Raw genomic sequence first — 17,486 nt, 5'->3', positions numbered from 1 at the left:
AGTGCGGCCGCGGAACGGGGTGCCTGCCGTCGCCACCCAGGGACAACGATGCCGTATGCGCAGGAGCTGCCCGTCTACCCTTCGCTCGCGGGCACGAGGACGGCGAGCGTGCGGGTGGCCTCCCGCAGGGCCTGCTCCAGCGTGCCGGGGGCGTGCAGCGTGCCGGTCCCATTGGGCGGAATGATCCATTCCAGTCGGCCGGCGGCCCGGTACGGCGGCGGGACGGCCACCCAGGAGCCCCGGCCGGCGTGACGCACGCCGGCCCCGACCCAGCAGATGGCCGGGTCGGGTGGCAGGAAGAACCCCACCCTGCCGACCGCGGAGTCCACCAACGTCGGCCCGGGCACACCACGTTGGGCATGCCACAGGACGTCCAGTGCGACAAGGCCGAGGCGTTCGGGAACGCTGAGCACGTCCCAGAACCGTCCGGCCTGCAGAAGCGCGGTTCCCGTCCCCTGATCCCACTCCCGCTTGCACGCTCGGGGATCTGTGGCAGCCGCCGCGAGCCACTCGATGCCTTGCTTCCACATTGCATTCCGCATGTCTCACCCCAGGCGCTATCCGGCCGAATGAACGGCCGTGCACACGACACGATCAAGCCACTTCGCGAAATTCCGTTTGCCGGTCCGCATGTTCATGCTGGTAGACAACCCTTTGCGTGGGAAAGGGTGGCGTGGTCTGGCGATTACCGCTGAGGCGTCCGGGGGTCACCGGGCCGACCGGCCACCGCTCCCCTACTGCTGCGGTACGGCGACCGGTGCCGGTGCTGAGGGCTGCCGTGGGCGCGGGCCAGTTCCTCCGTGGCGCGTTGCAGGGCGAGTTCCAAAGGGGCGGGCAAGGTCAGGGTGCCGCTGCCGTCGGGTGGGATGAGCCAGTGCAGGCCGCCCCAGCGGCAGTGCGGCGCGGGGGTGGCGATCCAGCCCCCGCGAGTGATGTACCGAGTGCCGAGACCGACCCAGGTGGCGGCGGGGTCGGGCGGCAGGAAGAAGCCGACGAGACGGCCATGGCCATGCAGCAGCACCGGGCCCGGAGGACCGCCGGGAAGGTCCTTCAGGATGCCGAGGGCGCGCCGGCCGAGGCATTCGGGGACGATCAGCACGTCCCACAGGCGTCCGGCAGCCAGCAGATGGATTCCCGTACTGCCGTGCAGCCAGTCGTGACGACAGGCCCGAGGGTTCTCCGCCGTGGCGGCCAGCCATCTCAGCGCCTTCGTCCAGTGTGCCAACGCCATCGCAAACCTCCCCAGGTTCCGCGGGCGCGGTGAGCCCGCGGGACACCCCTCCGGTCGAACAGGGCCCAGTGCAGCGGGACATGCGGCTCCGGGCCAGACGTAAGGAACGCAATTCGCCGGATGGAGCGAGCGCCGGCGCATCGGAGGGCCCGTGCGAATGCAAGCATGCGCCCCCCGGGGAACGTTTCCGGAGCGGGCTCAGCGCGCACGGCTGCAGGTGTCAGCGCGATCCCGTCGGCTGGGCGAGGCGGCTGGCGGGCAGGGTGGCGGTGGGCATCGGGCGGCTCTCGCACGTGGTATGGCGCAGGTGTCGTACGTACTGCTCTCGCGGTATGCGAATGCCGCCCAGGTCGTGGACGTGCGGGCTGTCCCGCTGCGCGTCGAGCAGTTCGCCGCCGGCCTGTGCGAAGCGCGCCGCGAGGTCGGTCACCGCGACTTTCGAGGCGCCGGGACGGCGGAAGAACATCGAGTCCATGCTGAAGACCGATCCGACCCGGAGGCCGAAGACGCCGCCGATCAGCTCGTCGTCCTCCCACACCTCGATGCTGTGCGCATGCCCCAGATCGTGCAGGCGGATCAAGCTTGCGACCAGCTCTTCGGTGAGCCACTCGGGGACGCGGGCGGCGCGGCATTCACGGACGACCTGCTCGAACCGCCGGTCCAGGCTGGTCGACCACGCCAGCCGGTTGCGCAGCCGCCGCGTGAGGCCCCGGCTGAGATGTGTGGCAGAGACGGGCAGCACCGGTCTGGGGTCGGGCGACCACCAGGAGACGGCGTAGGGGTCGGCCGACTCGTCTCCGACGAGCCGGATGCGGCCCTGCTGCACCTGGTCGGCGAAGACCACTTCGTTGAGGGCGCGGGTGTACTCGTCGGGCGCCGGGAACGGATAGGCCCCGGCGCCGTACGCCGCCAGGAGGCCGGCGGGACTGAGGTCGGCGGAGAAGGCCACCGGACCGTCGGGCGCCGCGGCCAGCACATCCAGCGCCTCCCAGCCGGAGCATCGGCTCACCACTGTGCCGCTCCGTCCTTCTGGCAGTTCTCCGGCCGGGCGCCCTCGGTCTGCCGGAGGAAATCGATGTGACGGTCGATCATCTCCGCGTCCACGGGCGGGATGTCGATCCCGGCGTCCGACAGCGCCCGTTCCGCGTTGTCGCGGGAGAACTCCGGGAAGACGCCCTGGAAGTACATCTCGCTCACGGTGATGTCGGCGCCGGAGCACCGGTCGACGAAGAGCGGGACGAACGGGGTGATGGCGTCGGCGGGGTGCCCGGCCGCGTACGTCACCAGGGTGGAGATCCACTCGGCGTAGGGGATCTCCTGGACCGGGTGACCCCGTCGGCGCAGGCGCTCGGCGAGCGAATGCAGCAGTGCGGGACGGGGGTTGGTGAGGTGGTACACCTCACCGCGAGCGGGACGGTGGGTGGAGATGTGCCCGATGGCGCGGGTGAGGCAGTCGGCCGGCAGGAAGTCCAGCGGCATCGCGACGTCGGGGCACAGCCCGGTCCGCGCGATGAAGTCGACGAGCGCGCACATCTCGCTGCCGGTGTTCATCACGCCGGTCCCGCTGTTGCCCATGACGTCCATCAGGCGATAGACGGCGACCGGCAGGCCCGCGTCGGACGCCTTCTTCAGCAGCGCCTCGCCGACCCATTTGGTCTCCACGTATCCCACCGACAGATACTCGGGGAAGCGCAGCGGCGTGCTCTCCGTCACCTCACGCACCCCGTTCGCCCCGAATCCGGCGAACACGGCCATGGAGGAGGTGAAGTGGACGGGGACGGCCCGGTCGGCGGCGAGGCGGATGATCTCGTAGGTGCCGTCGACGTTGGCCGCGCGCAACTCGTGGTAGGGGTAGATGAAGTTGACCTGGCCGCCGAAGTGGTAGATGGCGTCGACGGTCGCTGCCAGCTCCTCGAACCGGCCCGGCTCCAGCCCCAGTTGGGGCTTGGCCAGGTCCCCGACGAGCGGCTGGACGCGTTCGCCGGTCAGATCGCTGTGGACGTGCCGCAGATGGCTCGCGCGGATGCGCTCCATGGCCTGCCGCTCGTCGGCGGCCCTGACGAGGCACAGGACCCGTCCCGTCGTCCTGCGCAGCAGCTCGTCGATCATGTGCGCGCCGCAGAACCCCGTCGCCCCGGTGAGCAGGACGTCGCCGGGGTGCCAGAAGTCCGGAGCCGGCGTGGCATGGCCTATCGCCGGCATGCGCCGATCGACCTCGGCGGCGAAGTCGACGTTCCCGCCGCCCGGCTGGGCCAGCGTGCCGGCACGTGCCCGGCGCACGGACTCGGCGAACGCGGCGAGCGTCGGATACAGCAGCAACGAGCGGGTCAGGTCGCGGATCTGGGAGACACCGATGCCGAATATGACGCGGGTGTGCGCGAGCATCTCCATGGCCAGCAGCGAGTTGCCGCCCAGTTCGAAGAAGTCGTCATGCGGACGGACGCGGTCCACCTCCAGGATCCGGCCCCACAGCTGGGCCATTCCCTGGGGCAGAGGGCGGTCGTCGGCCCTTGCGGTCGTGGTCGCCGTGGTGGTGAGTTGCGGTACGGCCTTCCGGTCGAGCTTTCCGCCGGGCGTGACGGGCAGCCGCGCCACGGTGTGGAAGGCCGCCGGGATCATGTAGCTCGGCAGCGCCTCGGCGAGTGCCGAGCGCAGCCGCGCGGACAGCGCCACCCCGCCGCCGGTCGGCGGCGAGGCCGGCGTGTAGTACGCGACGAGGTCCCGGTCGCCGCTCTCGCGCACCCGGGCCACCACCATCGCCTGACCGACCTCCGGGCGGGCGACGAGCGCGGCCTCGACCTCGGCCGGGTCGACCCGGAACCCGCGGATCTTCATCTGGTCGTCCACCCGGCCCAGGACCTCCAGGTTGCCGTCCGAGCGCCTACGGCCCAGATCCCCGGTGCGGTACATCCGGTCCCCCGGCGCGGGGCCGTGCGGATCGGGCAGGAACTGCTGCGCGGTCAGGGCCGGCTGCCGCCAGACACCGCGCGCCAGCCCCGGACCGCTGATGTAGATCTCGCCGCGCCCGCCCGGCGGCACCGGGCGCAGCTCTGCGTCGAGCAGCTGGACGTGAATCCCGTCCAGGGGCCTGCCGACCGGGGCGACGGCGGTGTCCGGTGCGGTGAGTGCTTCCTCGTTCAGGTCGCAGAGCATGGAGGTGATGGTGGTCTCGGTGAGCCCGTAGGCGTTGACGAGCCGCAGGCCGGGGATCCGGCGCAGAATGGCGCGGCTGTCCTTCGCGGTGACGATCTCGCCGCCGACGATGGCCAGCCTCAGCGACGCGAGGCTCTCGCCGCGGTCCGCGACGGAGACGATTCGCTGCCAGTAGGCGGGGGTCAGGTCGGCGACGGTGATCCCGTACTCCGGGAGGCGGCGCAGCAGGTCGGAGGGTGCCCAGGTCCCCGTTCCCCCCAGGACGAGCGTCGCGCCGCTGATCAGCGTGGCGAAGATCTGCTCCAGTGAGGTGTCGAAGCCGAGCGCCGCGGCGTGCAGCACGCGGTCACCGGGCCTCAGTTCGTAGGCCCGGGCCACGGCGCCGAGGGAGTGCGCCAGCGACCGATGGGTGATCATCACCCCCTTGGGAGGCCCGGTGGATCCGGAGGTGTAGATCACGTAGGCGAGGTCGTCCGGCCGGGGGCCGCCTGCCGGCCGCGGTCCCGTCGGCGGCGCCTGCGCGGCCGGTTCCCCGACCTCGACGACCCGCGCCTCGCACGCGGCGAACATCGGGGCGTGCTCGCGGCTCGTGACGATGAGGCGTGAGCCGGTCCCCTCGACCAGTCCGGCCAGCCGCTGCCGCGGGGTCGCCGGGTCCAGGGGCAGGAACGCGCCGCCGGAGCTCAGCACCGCCAGCAGTGCGACGACCAGCTCGGGCGTGCGTTCGAGGCACACGGTGACGACGGATTCCGCCGTGACGCCCGCCCGGCGCAGCTCGTGGGCGAGCCGGTCGGCGCGGTGGGTCAACTCCGCGTAGCTGAGCCGGCCCTCGTCCGAGAGCACCGCGAGGGCGGAGGGCTCGCGCCGCGCCTGCTCCCGGACCAGCTCGGGCACGGTGTCCGGCCCGGATCCCGGGGGCAGCGCGTCCGTGCGGGCGCTCGCGGGCCGCATGTCGGTCCACAGCCGGTCGACCAGGCTCCGGCACCACGCGGGGGACGACGGTCCGCCGACTTGGCGCCACCCGGCCGGAATCCGGCGATCGGCGGGCCAGATCGCGTACTGCTCCTCGCCGTTGCGCAGCACGACGCACGGCACAGACGACTCCGCCGAAGGGCGCTCACATTCCGTCACCTTGGGTCTCCTGCCTCGCCTGGCGTCCCGCGGAGCGCGCGGAGCGCGACCTGCGCCCCTCGTGGAAGAGGGCCGCCGCCATCACCGCTGCCCTTCCGCGGGCACCTCACTCCATTCAGCCAGACGGCCGAGCGGCGGCGCGAGCACGAGGTGCGCCGCCTCGTCGGCGCTGACCGGCTTGGCGAAGAGATACCCCTGGCCAAACCGGCAGCCCATGGAGACGAGCAACTCCTGCTGCTGCACGTTCTCCACTCCTTCGGCGATCACCGTGAGACCGAGCGTGTCCGCGAGATGAGTGATGCCCTCGACCAGGGCGTACTGCTCGGGCGAGCGCCCGAGATCGTCGACGAACGACTTGTCGATCTTGAGTATCGAGATCGGGAACTCGCGCAGATAGCTCAGCGACGAGTAGCCCGTTCCGAAGTCGTCGATCGCGATGCGGATTCCGAGGTCGGTGAGTGAACTCATCTCCGTCAGGATGCGCTCGTCGTTGTAGAGCAGCACATTCTCGGTCAGTTCCAGTACGAGAGACGACGGTTCGATGCCGGAGAGGTCCAGGGCGCGGCGGATCATGTCGTAGAAGTCGTCGTCCCGGAACTGACGCGGCGACACGTTCACGCTGACGTAGGGCACTTTGCGGTCGACCCGTGCGTCGTGCATGACGGAGCCCTGCCAGCGGACGGCCTGGGCCGCGGCCTGGTCGAGCACCCAGGCGCCGAGCGGGACGATCTGCCCGCTCTCCTCGGCCAGCCTGATGAACTGCTCCGGCAGAACCATGCCGCGCTTGGAGTGGGGCCAGCGAACGAGCGCCTCGAAGCCGGCGATCCGACCGCTGGGCAGCTCCACGATGGGCTGGTAGAGCACCGTGAACGACGTCTCGATCGGTGAACTGTCCAGGCCTTCCTGCAACTTGGCACGCTCGGCCATGCCGCGCTGCAGCTCCGGAAGATAGCGGCGCCACTGGCGTTTGCCCGCCGTCTTCGCCGCGTACAGCGCGAGATCGGAATGTGCCAGCAGTTCGACCGAGTCGATGCTGTCCTCCGTCGTGGAGACGCCGATGCTCGCGTACGTGCTCACCGGCCCCACACTGAGCCGGAACGGCTCGGCGAACGCGGTCATCACGTGCTCGGTGAACCGCTCCACGCCCTCGGGACCGGCCGAGCCCTCCACCAGGAGCGCGAACTCGTCACCGCCGATGCGCGCGGCGGTGTCGGAGGCGCGGACGGTGGTCTGCAGCCGCAGCGACAGCGCGACCAGGAGCTCGTCGCCCACACCGTGGCCGTGTATGTCGTTGACGACCTTGAAGTCGTCCACGTCGATGAAGAGCACGCCGACCACCGTGCCGTCGCGCTGAGCCTGCACCAGGGCGTGGTTGACCCGTTCCTGGAAGAGCACGCGGTTGGCCAGGCCGGTGAGCGGGTCATGGAACGCCTGGTGGGTGAGTTCGCGTTCGAGCTTGCGCTGTTCGGTCACGTCCCGCAGGGTGAGCACCACCCCACCGACGGTCGCCTCCTCGCGCAGGTCGCTCCACCGCACCTCGACCTCGATGAGCGCCCGATCGGCGCGGATCATGCGCCAGTGCTCGCGCGAGGACTGGTACTCGTGGCTCCGTATCCGGCTGAGCGTCTCGACCACCGTGCGGCTGTCCTGCGGCGGCACCAGATCGATGAGCGGGGTGCCCTCCAAATTCGGAACACCGAGCACCTGGTCGACGGAGGGGCTGGCGTAACGGATGCGGGCTTCGTCGTCGAGGATCAGGACGACGTCGGAGGCGTTCTGCACCAACGTGCGGAAGTACGCCTCGCTCTGACGCCGGTTCACCTCCTGGGCGAGGGCGAGCCTCGCCACCGCAAGTGCCGTCTGCGCGGCGAGGGTTGCCAGCGTCTCGCGGAGCACGAGCAGGTCTTCCTCGCCCCCGGGCACGATCAGCGCCCCGATCAGCGGATCGCCCGAAGGGTGATCCTGCGAGGTGAGCGGGCAGACGAGCACGTGGCTGCGGCGGGTCCGGGGCCGTGCCTCGTTCGGGGACGCGAGGAGGGCGGCGAGATCGGGCCCCACGGCGTCGAGGGGCGCGAGGCGGCTCTCGCCGGACGCGGCCAGTTCCTGTACGGCCGCGGTGGCCCACGATGACAGGGGTCCTTTCGCGTCGTCGTGGGCCCCGTTCACCCAAATGGCGTTGTCCGGCATGGTGAGCAGCACGGAACGCGGTGGGCCGTGCTGCATCAGCTCCGTCACCGCCGTATGGACCGTGACGGCCATGTCCCGCAGATCGCCCGCTCCGCCCAGCGACGACACCGCGATGCGCAGTACCTCTTCCCGTCCGACCGCCTGCCGGTGGGTCGCAGCCACCCCGGCCAGGCGGTAGAGCACGAGGAGAAAGAGCACCGCGGAGAACACACCGATGACGCCGCCGTTGGCGTTCACGCCCCGCAGGGCCTGCACCAGGAGGATGGTCGGCGCGATCAGTGACGCCAGGGTGAGCAGGCTCAGCCGGCCGGCCCCGGTCTCGGTGCGCCATGCCACCGGCTGGGTCAGCGACAGCATGGTCGGATCGAGCGCGGCGAGCGCCCAGGCGCCGTACAGGACGACCCAGCCCAACTCGACCGCGGTGCCCGTGTGCCACGTCCCGTTCAGCTGGATCAGTCCGTACAACACGTCGGCGGTGAGCAGGCCGACGGTGCCCGTGGTGAGCAGCATCAGCGAGCGGCTCTTGCCGCCACGGCTGGCGAGCAGGCGCAGCAGCATCGCCAGGACGAGGATGTCGCCGAGCGGATAGGCGATGGAGAACGCCTTCTGCACCCAGGTCAGACCCTCGAGCCGGGCGTACGGCTCGATGAGGAAGAGCCACGAAAGCAGGGCCAGGCCGACCGTCAGTGTCAGCGCGTCGATGAGGCTCGCGCGGTCACGCCGGCCCGTGCGCCAGTGGACGAAGCCCAGCAGTCCGGCCGCGTAGAGCGGATAGGCCGCGAGATAGAAGCCGTCGGCGAGCGACGGAAACGGGTTCTGCTGGTTGAGCCACTGTATGAGCACGATCTGGGTGGCTTCACCCGCGGCGAACGCGAAGTTTCCCGCGGCGAGCATGAGCCAGGGGAGTCGATGCGTAGGACGGTTGAGAAGTACGCCCAGGACAATACCTGTTACACCGGTCAGGCCAATGGCGACGAATATCAGCCGCTGCTCTGGAAACCTGTAGTAGAACGCGGTCAGCACGACAATGCATATGCTGACGGCGGCCATCACGGCCGGGCTTCGCAGTCGCGCGTTCACCCCAAACTCACCTCCTGGGAGGGCCACTCGTCGGGCGAACGGCACCGGGGGACAATGGAGAAGCTCGTGGGACCGGACAGGTGAAAGGAGAATGCTCCGGGGCCGGGACTCGGCCCTGGCCGCCTCTGAACACGATCGCCGGTATACGCGATTGCCGCTATACACGGCCGCTGGTACGCGGGCTCCTTCTCGCCGAGATATCGACGTGTCTTGCGACCAGTTTACTCGGCTCGTCATTTCCCGCACACGCAGCGAGAGATACCGCCTCGCGTCGCGGGATGCGGCGCCGTGGGTGAAGATGCAGAAGGTGGAGGACCACGAGGACGTGGAAACCGGACCGGTTCCGCCCAGCGCCGATCGGCTCCTGACGGAGCGTGAAGTCCATTGCTCTCCGATTACCGCCGGATCTTCTCTCCTGAAGGCAGCCTGCCCTTCTCCGCCGCAGGGTTTGTGTCACGCGTTCCGCTGTCGATGATCGGCGTCGGCATCGTCACCATGCTGTCGCAGTTCGGCGGTGCGTACTGGCTCGCGGGCTCGGTCTCCGCCACGCAGGCGCTCGCCGCCGCAGCGATCGGACCGCAGATCTCCCGGCTGGTCGACCGGCACGGCCAGCATCGGGTCATCCTCCCGGCGACGGCCGTGACGGTCGCCGCCATCTGTGTGCTGGTGCTGTGCGCCCGGTACGCCGCCCCGGACTGGACGCTGTACGCCGCGGCGGCGGTAGCGGGCTGCATGCCCAGCATGGGCGCGCTCGTCAGGTCCCGCTGGGCCGAGGTCCACCGGGAGTCACCGCGGCTGCTGCACACCGCGTACTCGCTGGAGTCGGTGCTCGACGAGGTGATCTACGTCGTCGGCCCGATCCTGGCGATCACACTGTCGACCGGTGCCTGGGCCGCGGCCGGGCTGTTGACCGCCGCGGTCCTGCTCGCCGTCGGCGTCGTGCTGTTCGCCGCCCAGCGGCGTACGGAACCGCCGGTGCGCGCCGAGCCGCACCGCTCCGGGGGCTGGGCGCTGCGCGTCCCTGGGCTCGGCCTGCTGGTGCTGACGGTGACGTCGGTGGGTGCGTCCTACGGTTCGGTGGAGGTCGTGACGGTGGCGTTCGCCGGCGCACACCACCACAAGGCGCTGTCCGGTGTGCTGCTGGGTGTGTACGCGCTCGGCTCGGGCCTGGCGGGCACGGTCTTCGGCGCGGTCAGGCCACGGGGGGCGATCACGCGACAGTTGCTGGTCAGCCTCTGTGCGATGGCGGTGACCGCGGCCCCGCTGTTGTTCGCGCCGGGTCTCGCGGCGCTGGCGGTGATGCTGTTGGTGGCGGGAATGTCCCTCGCGCCGGCCCTGATCACCACGATGGGGCTGGTGAGCCGCCAGGCGCCGGCCGCCCGGCTCACCGAGAGCATCACCTGGATCGTCTCGGGCCTGTCCGTCGGGGTGGCGCTGGGCTACGCCGTGTCCGGGTGGGTGGTCGACGCGGCGGGGGCCTCGACGGGCTACGCCGTGCCGTGCGTGGCGGCCGTGCTCGCCGCCGCGACGGTCGCCCTCGCCCTGCCACGGCTGGCCCGCGCCGACACGCGGTGAGCGCGGCCGGGGCCGCCGCGCTCGGCTCCCACGGACTGGTCACGTGGACGGCCGGCGTGCGTTGCCGGCTGCCGACCACATGGGCACGCTTTCAGCCCAGCCGCCGTACCGGCTCCCCGTCGAGGAAGGCCCGGATGTCCTCGACGGCCTGTCCGTAGTACGTCTCGTAGTTCGCCCGCGACACATAGCCGAGGTGGGGCGTGGCCAGCAGGCGGGGCGCGGTGCGCATCGGATGGTCGGCGGGCAGGGGCTCGACGTCGAAGACGTCCACGCCCGCCCCGGCGATACGGCCCTCGTGCAGGGCGGCGAGCAGGGCGTCCTGGTCGACGATCGCGGCGCGGGAGGTGTTGACCAGATAGGCGGTGGGCCTCAGCAGGGCGAGTTCGGCGGGGCCGAGCAGCCCGCGGGTGCGGTCGCTCAGGGCCAGGTGGACCGAGACGAAGTCGCTGTCTGCCAGCAACTCCTCCTTGGATGCGGCGAGTTCGACGCCCACCTCGTCGGTGTACTCCTTGGTCAGGTTCTGGCTCCAGGCGCTGACGTGCATGCCGAAGGCGAGGCCGACATGCGCCACCCGGCTGCCGATCCTGCCGAGGCCGAGCAGCCCGAGCCGGCGGCCGTGCAGGTCGGCGCCGACCATCTGCTGCCAGGGGCCGCCGGAGCGCAGGGCGGTGCTCTCCTCGACGAGTCCGCGGGCCAACCCCAGCAACAGTGCCCAGGTCAGTTCGACGGGCGGGGTCGAGGCGCTCGCCGTGCCGCACACGGTGACGCCGTGCGCCTCGGCGGCGGCGAAGTCGATGACGCTGTTGCGCATGCCGGACGCGACGAGCAGCTTCAGCCGGGGGAGACGGGTGAGCAGTGAGGCGGGGAAGGGCACGCGCTCGCGCAGGGTGACCACGATGTCGAAGTCGGCGAGGGCGGCGGCCAGTTCGTCCTGAGTGGCGAAGTGCTCGGCGAAGGACGTCACCTCCACCTCGTCGGCCACGGGCGACCAGTCGGCCAGTTCCGTCGCCACCCGCTGGTAGTCGTCGAGCACAGCGCAGCGCAGCCGCACGGCGGGTCCCTTCCGTAGACGTGTCGGTCCGGTCAGTAATAGTCACGCATGAGGTCGGTGGCCCAGCCGGGCTGGGTCGTCGGGGGCCCTGGGGGCCGAACTCGGCGCATGTTCCGTGCCTTTCGTCACGTCGGGAGCGGGCCGGGTTCGAAGACCGGCCCGGTCACCGTACCCAGGGCGGATCCCGGCCGCCGGGACTTCGAGGGTTGCGCAAGCCGACAACCGTTACACTCCCCAACCCGTACAGCGTGTCCATCGGCCATCGGGGGAGAGACATGGTGGGTCGCTTCAGGTCCGTGCGGGCGATGCTCGTCACCGGGGTGCCGGCCGCGGCCGCGATGGTGCTGCTGCCGCTCGGTTTCGCCTTCTACGTCCTCGACGGGCGACGGTATGTCGGCGACGCGCTGCTCACGGCCGGGCTGATCGCCGGGGCCGTGGCCGCCGGGACGCTGGTCGGCGACCTCGCCTGGTGTCTGCACACGGCGTCCCGTGAGCGCGCGGGCGCGCAGGAGAAGCCGGTCGGCGACGGCTCCCGCTGAGACGGCGGCCGACTGCGGCGGGGTCGCCTCGTGCAGCGGAAACGGCGCGCGGCGCGGCAGGAACAGCGCGCGGCCTCAGCCCGCCGGCTCGTCGTGCGCGGGAGCGCCCGTCGGGAGGTAGATCTCCTGGCGTCGGTCGACGTTGACCGCGCCGTAGCCGTCGCCCGGGTAGAGCCAGAGCTTACCGCTCAGGCGGGCTACGAGGTCCTGAACGCCGTCGCCGTGGCCTCGGCGGCGGTAGTGGCTGAGGCGGGCACGGTGTTGGCGGCGGCGTCAGCGTGACCAGTGCAGGATGTGATCGGCTTCGTGTCGGATGGCGTGGGCGGCCAGGCGCTGAGAAGGAGTCAGGGGTTGAGCGATGTGCTCACCTGCGTGTTTGCAGGTCGCGCAGGAACGAAAACCGTCAAGGCGCTTGCTGTCACCTACTGCGGTCATCGGCCGGGAACTGCCCCGGCTCGGCATGGCGCCGGAGTCGCGGACAGGGCCCCTCCGGTACTCCGGACGCGGGAGCGCATGGGTCGCCGACGTCGGGCGATCGATACGGCCCCGCCTGGCGGTCGCCCGGACGGGGTGCTACCGGTCGTGCAGGATCTCGGGCCGCGTCACGGGCACAATGGTGATCAAGCTGTCGAGGCCCTTGAAGTCGTCGGGGTTGGTGGTGAAGAGGGGGAGCTCCTCGGCGGCCGCGATGGCGGCGATCATCAGGTCGGCCGCTCGGCGACGAGGCTTGCGGCCTGCGGAGACGACGGCAGCGCAGATTCTGCCGTAGAGGCGGGCCGCTTCCACGTCGAAGGGGATGGGGTCGAATTCGTTCTCCGCGCGCTGCAGGACGTCCATGCGGCGGGCGCGTTCGGCGTGTTCGTCGTAGTCGCTCTGCTCGTCGCTGCCGCGTACTTGGTGAGGGCCTGCGGAGAGTTCCGCGAGGGTGATGGTGCTGATGGCCATCTCGGCGGGCAGTTCGTCGGCGTTGATCCACTTGCGCAGGATCATGATGTTGGTGTCGAGCAGGCCTTGCTCGTGCTCAACGGGCATACGGGTCGTCCAACTCCTGCTCGACGACGGCGTCCTGGTCGTCGCGGAAGGCGTCCAGCGAGATGTCAGGGGCCGTGCGTGACATGGCCGCGAACTCGGCACGGGGAACGAAGCGGCGACGGCGGCGGAGCGGGACGAGCTCGCCGACACGGTGCCCGTCGCGAGTGACAGTGAACGCCTGCCCTCCCTGGACGGCGTCCATGATCTCTTTGGAACGGGTGCGCAGATCGCGCTGAGTGATCTCCGGCTGCGCTGTCATGCTGTCCACGATAGCGAAGGTGTGCTACCCGGTGCTACATCGTGATTCCGGTGTGGATTCCCTGACGAGGGACGTCGTCGCCGCGATGCAGGGTCTGTCTGAGCTCGGATCGTGGAGGGGTGAACGCGCCTGCTCATACCTGCTCATTGAGCGATCTGCACCCGGACATGAAAGAGCCCCTCACGTGTTTCCCCAGGTGAGAGGCTGTGTGCGCCCCCGGCAGGACTCGAACCTGCGGCCAAGCGCTTAGAAGGCGCCTGCTCTATCCACTGAGCTACGGGGGCCGGGTGTGTGGCCTCTGTCGTGGGTGCCCGGGTGTGGGCCGATCCGTGACGTTGCCGGGGACAAGGATAGGGCTCCCGCGTCCTTGTCCCTGTTGCTTCGCCTCCGTGGCTCGATGTGGAGGTTCGGTGAAGCGGTCCTGATAATCGCAGGCAGGTACGAATCGTGCATCGCTTTTGGGCCCTTGCGCACCGGGTGTTGTGCACTCGTTATGCCTGGACTGTGCCTGCGTCCCAGTCATCCCTTCCGTCCCTTGTGTCCTGTCGGCGCGCAGACATGCTCATATGCTTCAGAAATCCCTTAAAATTGGGCATTCTTCGCATGTGGTGACCTTGGACGTACGGCCTCAGCTGCTCGACGCACTCTCCGCCCTGCGCGACCGTGTCGCCGCCGCACGCTTCCCGCTGCCCCTGGCGGGAGCTCCACGCGCGCGTGCCAACCGCGACGAACTGCTCGCCCAGCTCGACGACTACTTGGTGCCCCGGTTGAGAGAACCCGAAGCGCCTTTGCTGGCGGTGGTGGGCGGATCGACCGGCGCCGGCAAGTCGACCCTCGTCAACTCCCTTGTCGGGCGCCGGGTCAGCGAGGCGGGCGTGCTGCGGCCGACCACGCGGACGCCCGTGCTGGTCTGCCATCCGGAGGACCATCACTGGTTCAGCGGAATGCGCGTACTGCCCGACCTCACCCGCGTGTGGGTCCCTCATCAGGACGCGGCGGACGACCTGTTGCTGCCCGGGGAGGACCCCGCGCGCGTGCTCCGCGTCGAGACCGCCGAGACGCTGCCGCGCGGCCTCGCCCTGCTCGACGCCCCCGACGTCGACTCCCTGGTCGCCGACAACCGCGTCCTGGCGGCCGAACTCGTCTGCGCCGCCGACATCTGGGTCATGGTCACCACCGCCGCCCGCTACGCCGACGCCGTCCCCTGGCATCTGCTGCGCACCGCCAAGGAGTACGACGCCACTCTCGTGACGGTGCTCGACCGGGTGCCGCACCAGGTCGTCTCCGAAGTGTCCCGGCAGTACGGGGCGCTTCTCACCAAGGCCGGCCTCGGCGACGTACCCCGCTTCACCGTGCCCGAACTGCCCGAGTCCGCCTGGGGCGGCGGGCTGCTGCCGGCCACCGCGGTGGCCCCGCTGCGGACCTGGCTCGTCCATCTGGCCCAGGACCCGGGCGCGCGGCAGCACGCCATGGCCCGTACGGCCTACGGGGTGCTCAACTCCCTGAAGGCACGGATGCCCGAACTCGCCAGTGCCGCCGCCGCGCAGTACGCGGCCGCTCTGCGGCTCACCTCCGCCGTCGAGGGGGCGTACGACAGCGAGCACGCGCGCGTACGGGGGCGGTTGCAGGCAGGTGCCGTACTCGCCGGCGACGCGCTGAAGCGGTGGCGGGCGTTTCCGCTCGACTGCGCCGCCGGTGAGCTGCTCGACGCGCTCACGGAGAGCTTCGCCGCGCTGCTGCTGTGCGCCGTCACCGCCGCCGACGAGCGTGTCGACGAGGCCTGGCGGCGCGAACCCGCGGCGGGCGCCCCGGAGCTCGACGGGCGCGATCCGTCCCTGGAGAGCGCCGAGCACCGCATCGGGATGGCCGTACGGCGGTGGCGGCGGGAGCTCGAGGAGTACGCCGAGGACGAGGCGCGCGGCCTCGACCGCGGTGTCGCCGTCGACCCCGAGGTGATCGCCGCCCTCGTCGCCACCGCGCTGCTGGGCGGACGCCGGGCGCGTTCGGCCGGTGAGGGGCTCGCCGAGCGGATCGGCGCGCACGGGGCGCTGCGGCTGCGCGACCGGGGCGGGCGGCTGCTCGCCGAGCACGTGGACCGGGTGATGCACACCGAGCGCGAGCGTCGGCTCGCCCCGCTCGAGGGCCTCGACATCCATCCCGAACCCCAGGCCGAGCTCATCGCCGCGCTGTCCGTACTGCAGAAGGAGAGGTGACCGGTGACCGCCGTCACTGACCAGGACCACACCGAGCACGCCGACCACGCGGGGGACACGGTGACCGAGAACGACGACAGCGAGAACCGCCTCCCCGAGGAGAGCGACTCCGGAAGTGACCTGCCTGAGGAGGGCACTCGCGAGGACGGCAGGCGTGACGACCACACGCGCGTGGAGAACGGCGACGCCCATGACCGTACGGACTCCTCGGACCCCTGGGACGACGGGCTCATCGCCCGGCGCGTGACCGAAGGCACCGCCGAGCCGGTGGCCGCCGTGGAGATCCGGTCGCACAGCGCCGAGCACGCGGCCCCGCTCGCCTACGACGGAGCCCTGCGCTCGCGGCTGGACGCGCTGCGGGAGCTGGTCGGGCTCTCCCGCACCCGGCTCGACAGCCGGACGCTCGCCGAGGCCGGGCGGGTGCTGGACGAGGCGGCGGCGCGGCGCAGGCTGTCCGGGCAGCACACCGTCGTCGCCATCGCGGGCGCGACCGGCAGCGGCAAGTCGCAGCTGTTCAACGCGCTCGCCGGGGTGACGATCTCGGAGACGGGTGTACGACGGCCCACCACGGCCGCGCCCATCGCGTGCAGTTGGAGCGACGGGGCGGCGAGTCTCATCGAGCGGCTCGGCATCCCGCCCCGGCTGCGCCGGCGCCCCCTCCAGAACGCCGAGGCGGAGGCCCAGTTGCGCGGCCTCGTCCTGGTCGACCTGCCCGACCACGACTCGGCCGCCGTACAGCACCGCGAGCACGTGGACCGCATTCTGGCGCTCGTCGACGCGGTCATCTGGGTCGTCGACCCCGAGAAGTACGCGGACGCGGTCCTGCACGAGCGCTATCTGCGGCCGATGGCCGGACACGCGGAGGTCATGTTCGTCGTCCTCAACCAGACCGACCGGCTGCCCGGCGAGGCCACCGACCAGGTACTCGACGACCTGCGGCGGCTGCTCGACGAGGACGGGATCGCGCTCGGCGAGTACGGCGAACCGGGCGCCACCGTGCTCGCGCTGTCCGCGCTCACCGGGGACGGCCTCGGGGAACTGCGGGAGGCGCTCGGTCAGTTCGTGACCGAGCGAAGCGCTCCGGCGCGGCGGATCTCGGCCGACGTGGACGCCGCCGCGGTCGGGCTGTGGCCCGTGTACGCCACCCGGCGGCGGACCGGGCTGAGCGAGGAGGCCCGGGACGAGTTCGCCGCCCGGCTCGCGGACGCGGTCGGTGCCACGGCGGCCGGCGAGGCGGCCGAGCGCGCGTGGCTGCGCAACGCCAACCGCGCGTGCGGGACGCCGTGGCTGCGGCTGTGGCGGTGGTACCAGGACCGGTACGAACCGCCCACGAGACGGCTGCCGTTGCGCGCCCAGGCCGACGAGGAGGCCACGGCGCGGCAGCGCGTCGAGCAGGCGGTGCGGACGCTGGCCGACCGGGCCTCGGCCGGGCTGCCGACGCCATGGGCACAGGCGGTGCGCGAGGCGGCCGTACGGGGATCGCAGGGACTGCCCGAGGCGCTCGACGAACTGGCGGCGCGGGCCGGACTGCCGCCGGGCCGGCCGCCGCGGCCCGGCTGGTGGCCGGCCGCCGTGCTGTCCCAGGCCGCCATGACCATCCTCCAAGTGGTGGGCGGACTGTGGCTGTTGGGGCAGATCATCGGGTTCATGGCACCGAACCTCGGCGTGCCGGTGCTGCTGATGATGATCGGCATCGTCGGCGGCCCGCTGATCGAGTGGAGCTGCCGGATGGCGGCGCGGGGGCCCGCGCGGCGGTACGGCACGGACGCGGAACGTCGGCTCAGGGAGGCGGCGGCCGGGTGCGGGCGGGCCCGGGTGCTGGATCCGGTGGCGGCCGAGCTGCTGCGGTACCGGGAGGTCCGGGAGCAGTTCGGGCGGGTTGCGGGGGTGGGGGCGACGGCGCGGTGAACCACGGCGCGGGGGTCGCGGGCAGGTGAATCGGATCATGACGGTGACTCACTCGTCCGGGTGACGGAGTTGTCCACAGGCGGTGGGTGATCCACAGGGCTCGGCGGGCTCGGCCCGACGGAGGCAG

Annotated in this window: 12 protein-coding genes and 1 tRNA gene; 4 read left to right on the top strand and 9 right to left on the bottom strand. The window is 71.2% G+C overall.

The genetic code is table 11. From position 1 onward, the window contains the following. Window positions 1-74: 74 nt before the first annotated feature. From ACWC09_RS20130 to ACWC09_RS20110, 5 genes are all read right to left on the bottom strand, one after another. Window positions 75-542 (bottom strand): hypothetical protein, encoded by a 468-nt coding sequence (locus ACWC09_RS20130; RefSeq protein WP_450851904.1) that lies wholly within the window; start codon window positions 540-542, stop codon window positions 75-77. Between the two features lie 143 nt (window positions 543-685). Next, window positions 686-1,231, bottom strand: coding sequence for a hypothetical protein (locus tag ACWC09_RS20125; RefSeq protein ID WP_450851903.1), 546 nt, complete (start codon window positions 1,229-1,231; stop codon window positions 686-688). A gap of 220 nt (window positions 1,232-1,451) precedes the next feature. After that, window positions 1,452-2,240, bottom strand: a complete 789-nt coding sequence (locus tag ACWC09_RS20120; protein ID WP_450851902.1) for a leucyl/phenylalanyl-tRNA--protein transferase — start codon at window positions 2,238-2,240, stop codon at window positions 1,452-1,454. After that, a complete protein-coding gene (locus tag ACWC09_RS20115; protein WP_450851901.1) occupies window positions 2,237-5,515 on the bottom strand; it encodes an amino acid adenylation domain-containing protein in 3,279 nt (1,092 codons plus the stop codon). The genes ACWC09_RS20120 and ACWC09_RS20115 overlap by 4 nt, the downstream gene beginning before the upstream one ends. A gap of 81 nt (window positions 5,516-5,596) precedes the next feature. After that, on the bottom strand, window positions 5,597-8,596 hold the full coding sequence (locus ACWC09_RS20110; protein WP_450851900.1) for a putative bifunctional diguanylate cyclase/phosphodiesterase: 3,000 nt from the start codon (window positions 8,594-8,596) through the stop codon (window positions 5,597-5,599). A gap of 636 nt (window positions 8,597-9,232) precedes the next feature. Here ACWC09_RS20110 and ACWC09_RS20105 point away from each other — a divergent pair. Beyond that, on the top strand, window positions 9,233-10,357 hold the full coding sequence (locus tag ACWC09_RS20105; protein ID WP_450851899.1) for an MFS transporter: 1,125 nt from the start codon (window positions 9,233-9,235) through the stop codon (window positions 10,355-10,357). A gap of 91 nt (window positions 10,358-10,448) precedes the next feature. Here ACWC09_RS20105 and ACWC09_RS20100 read toward each other — a convergent pair whose 3' ends face one another. Next, window positions 10,449-11,408 carry a D-2-hydroxyacid dehydrogenase family protein gene (locus tag ACWC09_RS20100; protein WP_450851898.1) on the bottom strand — a complete coding sequence of 320 codons (960 nt, stop codon included), beginning with the start codon at window positions 11,406-11,408 and terminating at the stop codon, window positions 10,449-10,451. A 275-nt stretch (window positions 11,409-11,683) separates the two neighbouring features. Between ACWC09_RS20100 and ACWC09_RS20095 the strand changes: the two genes are divergently transcribed. Then, window positions 11,684-11,947, top strand: coding sequence for a hypothetical protein (locus tag ACWC09_RS20095; protein WP_450851897.1), 264 nt, complete (start codon window positions 11,684-11,686; stop codon window positions 11,945-11,947). A 573-nt stretch (window positions 11,948-12,520) separates the two neighbouring features. Here the strand turns inward: ACWC09_RS20095 and ACWC09_RS20090 are convergent. From ACWC09_RS20090 to ACWC09_RS20080, 3 genes are all read right to left on the bottom strand, one after another. Then, complete coding sequence (locus ACWC09_RS20090) at window positions 12,521-12,979, bottom strand: PIN domain-containing protein (protein ID WP_450851896.1); 459 nt, start codon at window positions 12,977-12,979, stop codon at window positions 12,521-12,523. Next, on the bottom strand, window positions 12,969-13,238 hold the full coding sequence (locus ACWC09_RS20085) for a type II toxin-antitoxin system prevent-host-death family antitoxin (RefSeq protein WP_450851895.1): 270 nt from the start codon (window positions 13,236-13,238) through the stop codon (window positions 12,969-12,971). Before ACWC09_RS20085 ends, ACWC09_RS20090 begins: the two co-directional genes overlap by 11 nt. 211 nt (window positions 13,239-13,449) lie before the next feature. Beyond that, window positions 13,450-13,522: transfer RNA gene (locus ACWC09_RS20080), tRNA-Arg, on the bottom strand. Window positions 13,523-13,843: 321 nt separating this feature from the next. Here ACWC09_RS20080 and ACWC09_RS20075 point away from each other — a divergent pair. Beyond that, the gene (locus ACWC09_RS20075; protein WP_450851894.1) at window positions 13,844-15,451 is read left to right on the top strand and encodes a dynamin family protein; all 1,608 of its coding nucleotides are present in this window, start codon (window positions 13,844-13,846) and stop codon (window positions 15,449-15,451) included. 3 nt (window positions 15,452-15,454) lie between these two features. After that, window positions 15,455-17,359, top strand: a complete 1,905-nt coding sequence (locus tag ACWC09_RS20070) for a GTPase (RefSeq protein WP_450851893.1) — start codon at window positions 15,455-15,457, stop codon at window positions 17,357-17,359. The last annotated feature ends 127 nt before the right edge of the window (window positions 17,360-17,486 follow it).

Source organism: Streptomyces sp. NPDC001617 (assembly GCF_053596855.1).
Note: the sequence above shows the minus strand (reverse complement) of the source record. Positions and strands in the feature narration are given on the sequence as shown.

Excerpts from the sequence above, each read along its gene's own strand:
- ACWC09_RS20130 (WP_450851904.1), bottom strand. The coding sequence starts at position 542 with ATGCGGAATGCAATGTGGAAGCAAGGCATCGAGTGGCTCGCGGCGGCT.
- ACWC09_RS20125 (WP_450851903.1), bottom strand. The coding sequence starts at position 1,231 with ATGGCGTTGGCACACTGGACGAAGGCGCTGAGATGGCTGGCCGCCACG.
- ACWC09_RS20110 (WP_450851900.1), bottom strand. The coding sequence starts at position 8,596 with ATGCTCGCCGCGGGAAACTTCGCGTTCGCCGCGGGTGAAGCCACCCAG.
- ACWC09_RS20095 (WP_450851897.1), top strand. The coding sequence starts at position 11,684 with ATGGTGGGTCGCTTCAGGTCCGTGCGGGCGATGCTCGTCACCGGGGTG.
- ACWC09_RS20090 (WP_450851896.1), bottom strand. The coding sequence starts at position 12,979 with ATGCCCGTTGAGCACGAGCAAGGCCTGCTCGACACCAACATCATGATC.
- ACWC09_RS20085 (WP_450851895.1), bottom strand. The coding sequence starts at position 13,238 with ATGACAGCGCAGCCGGAGATCACTCAGCGCGATCTGCGCACCCGTTCC.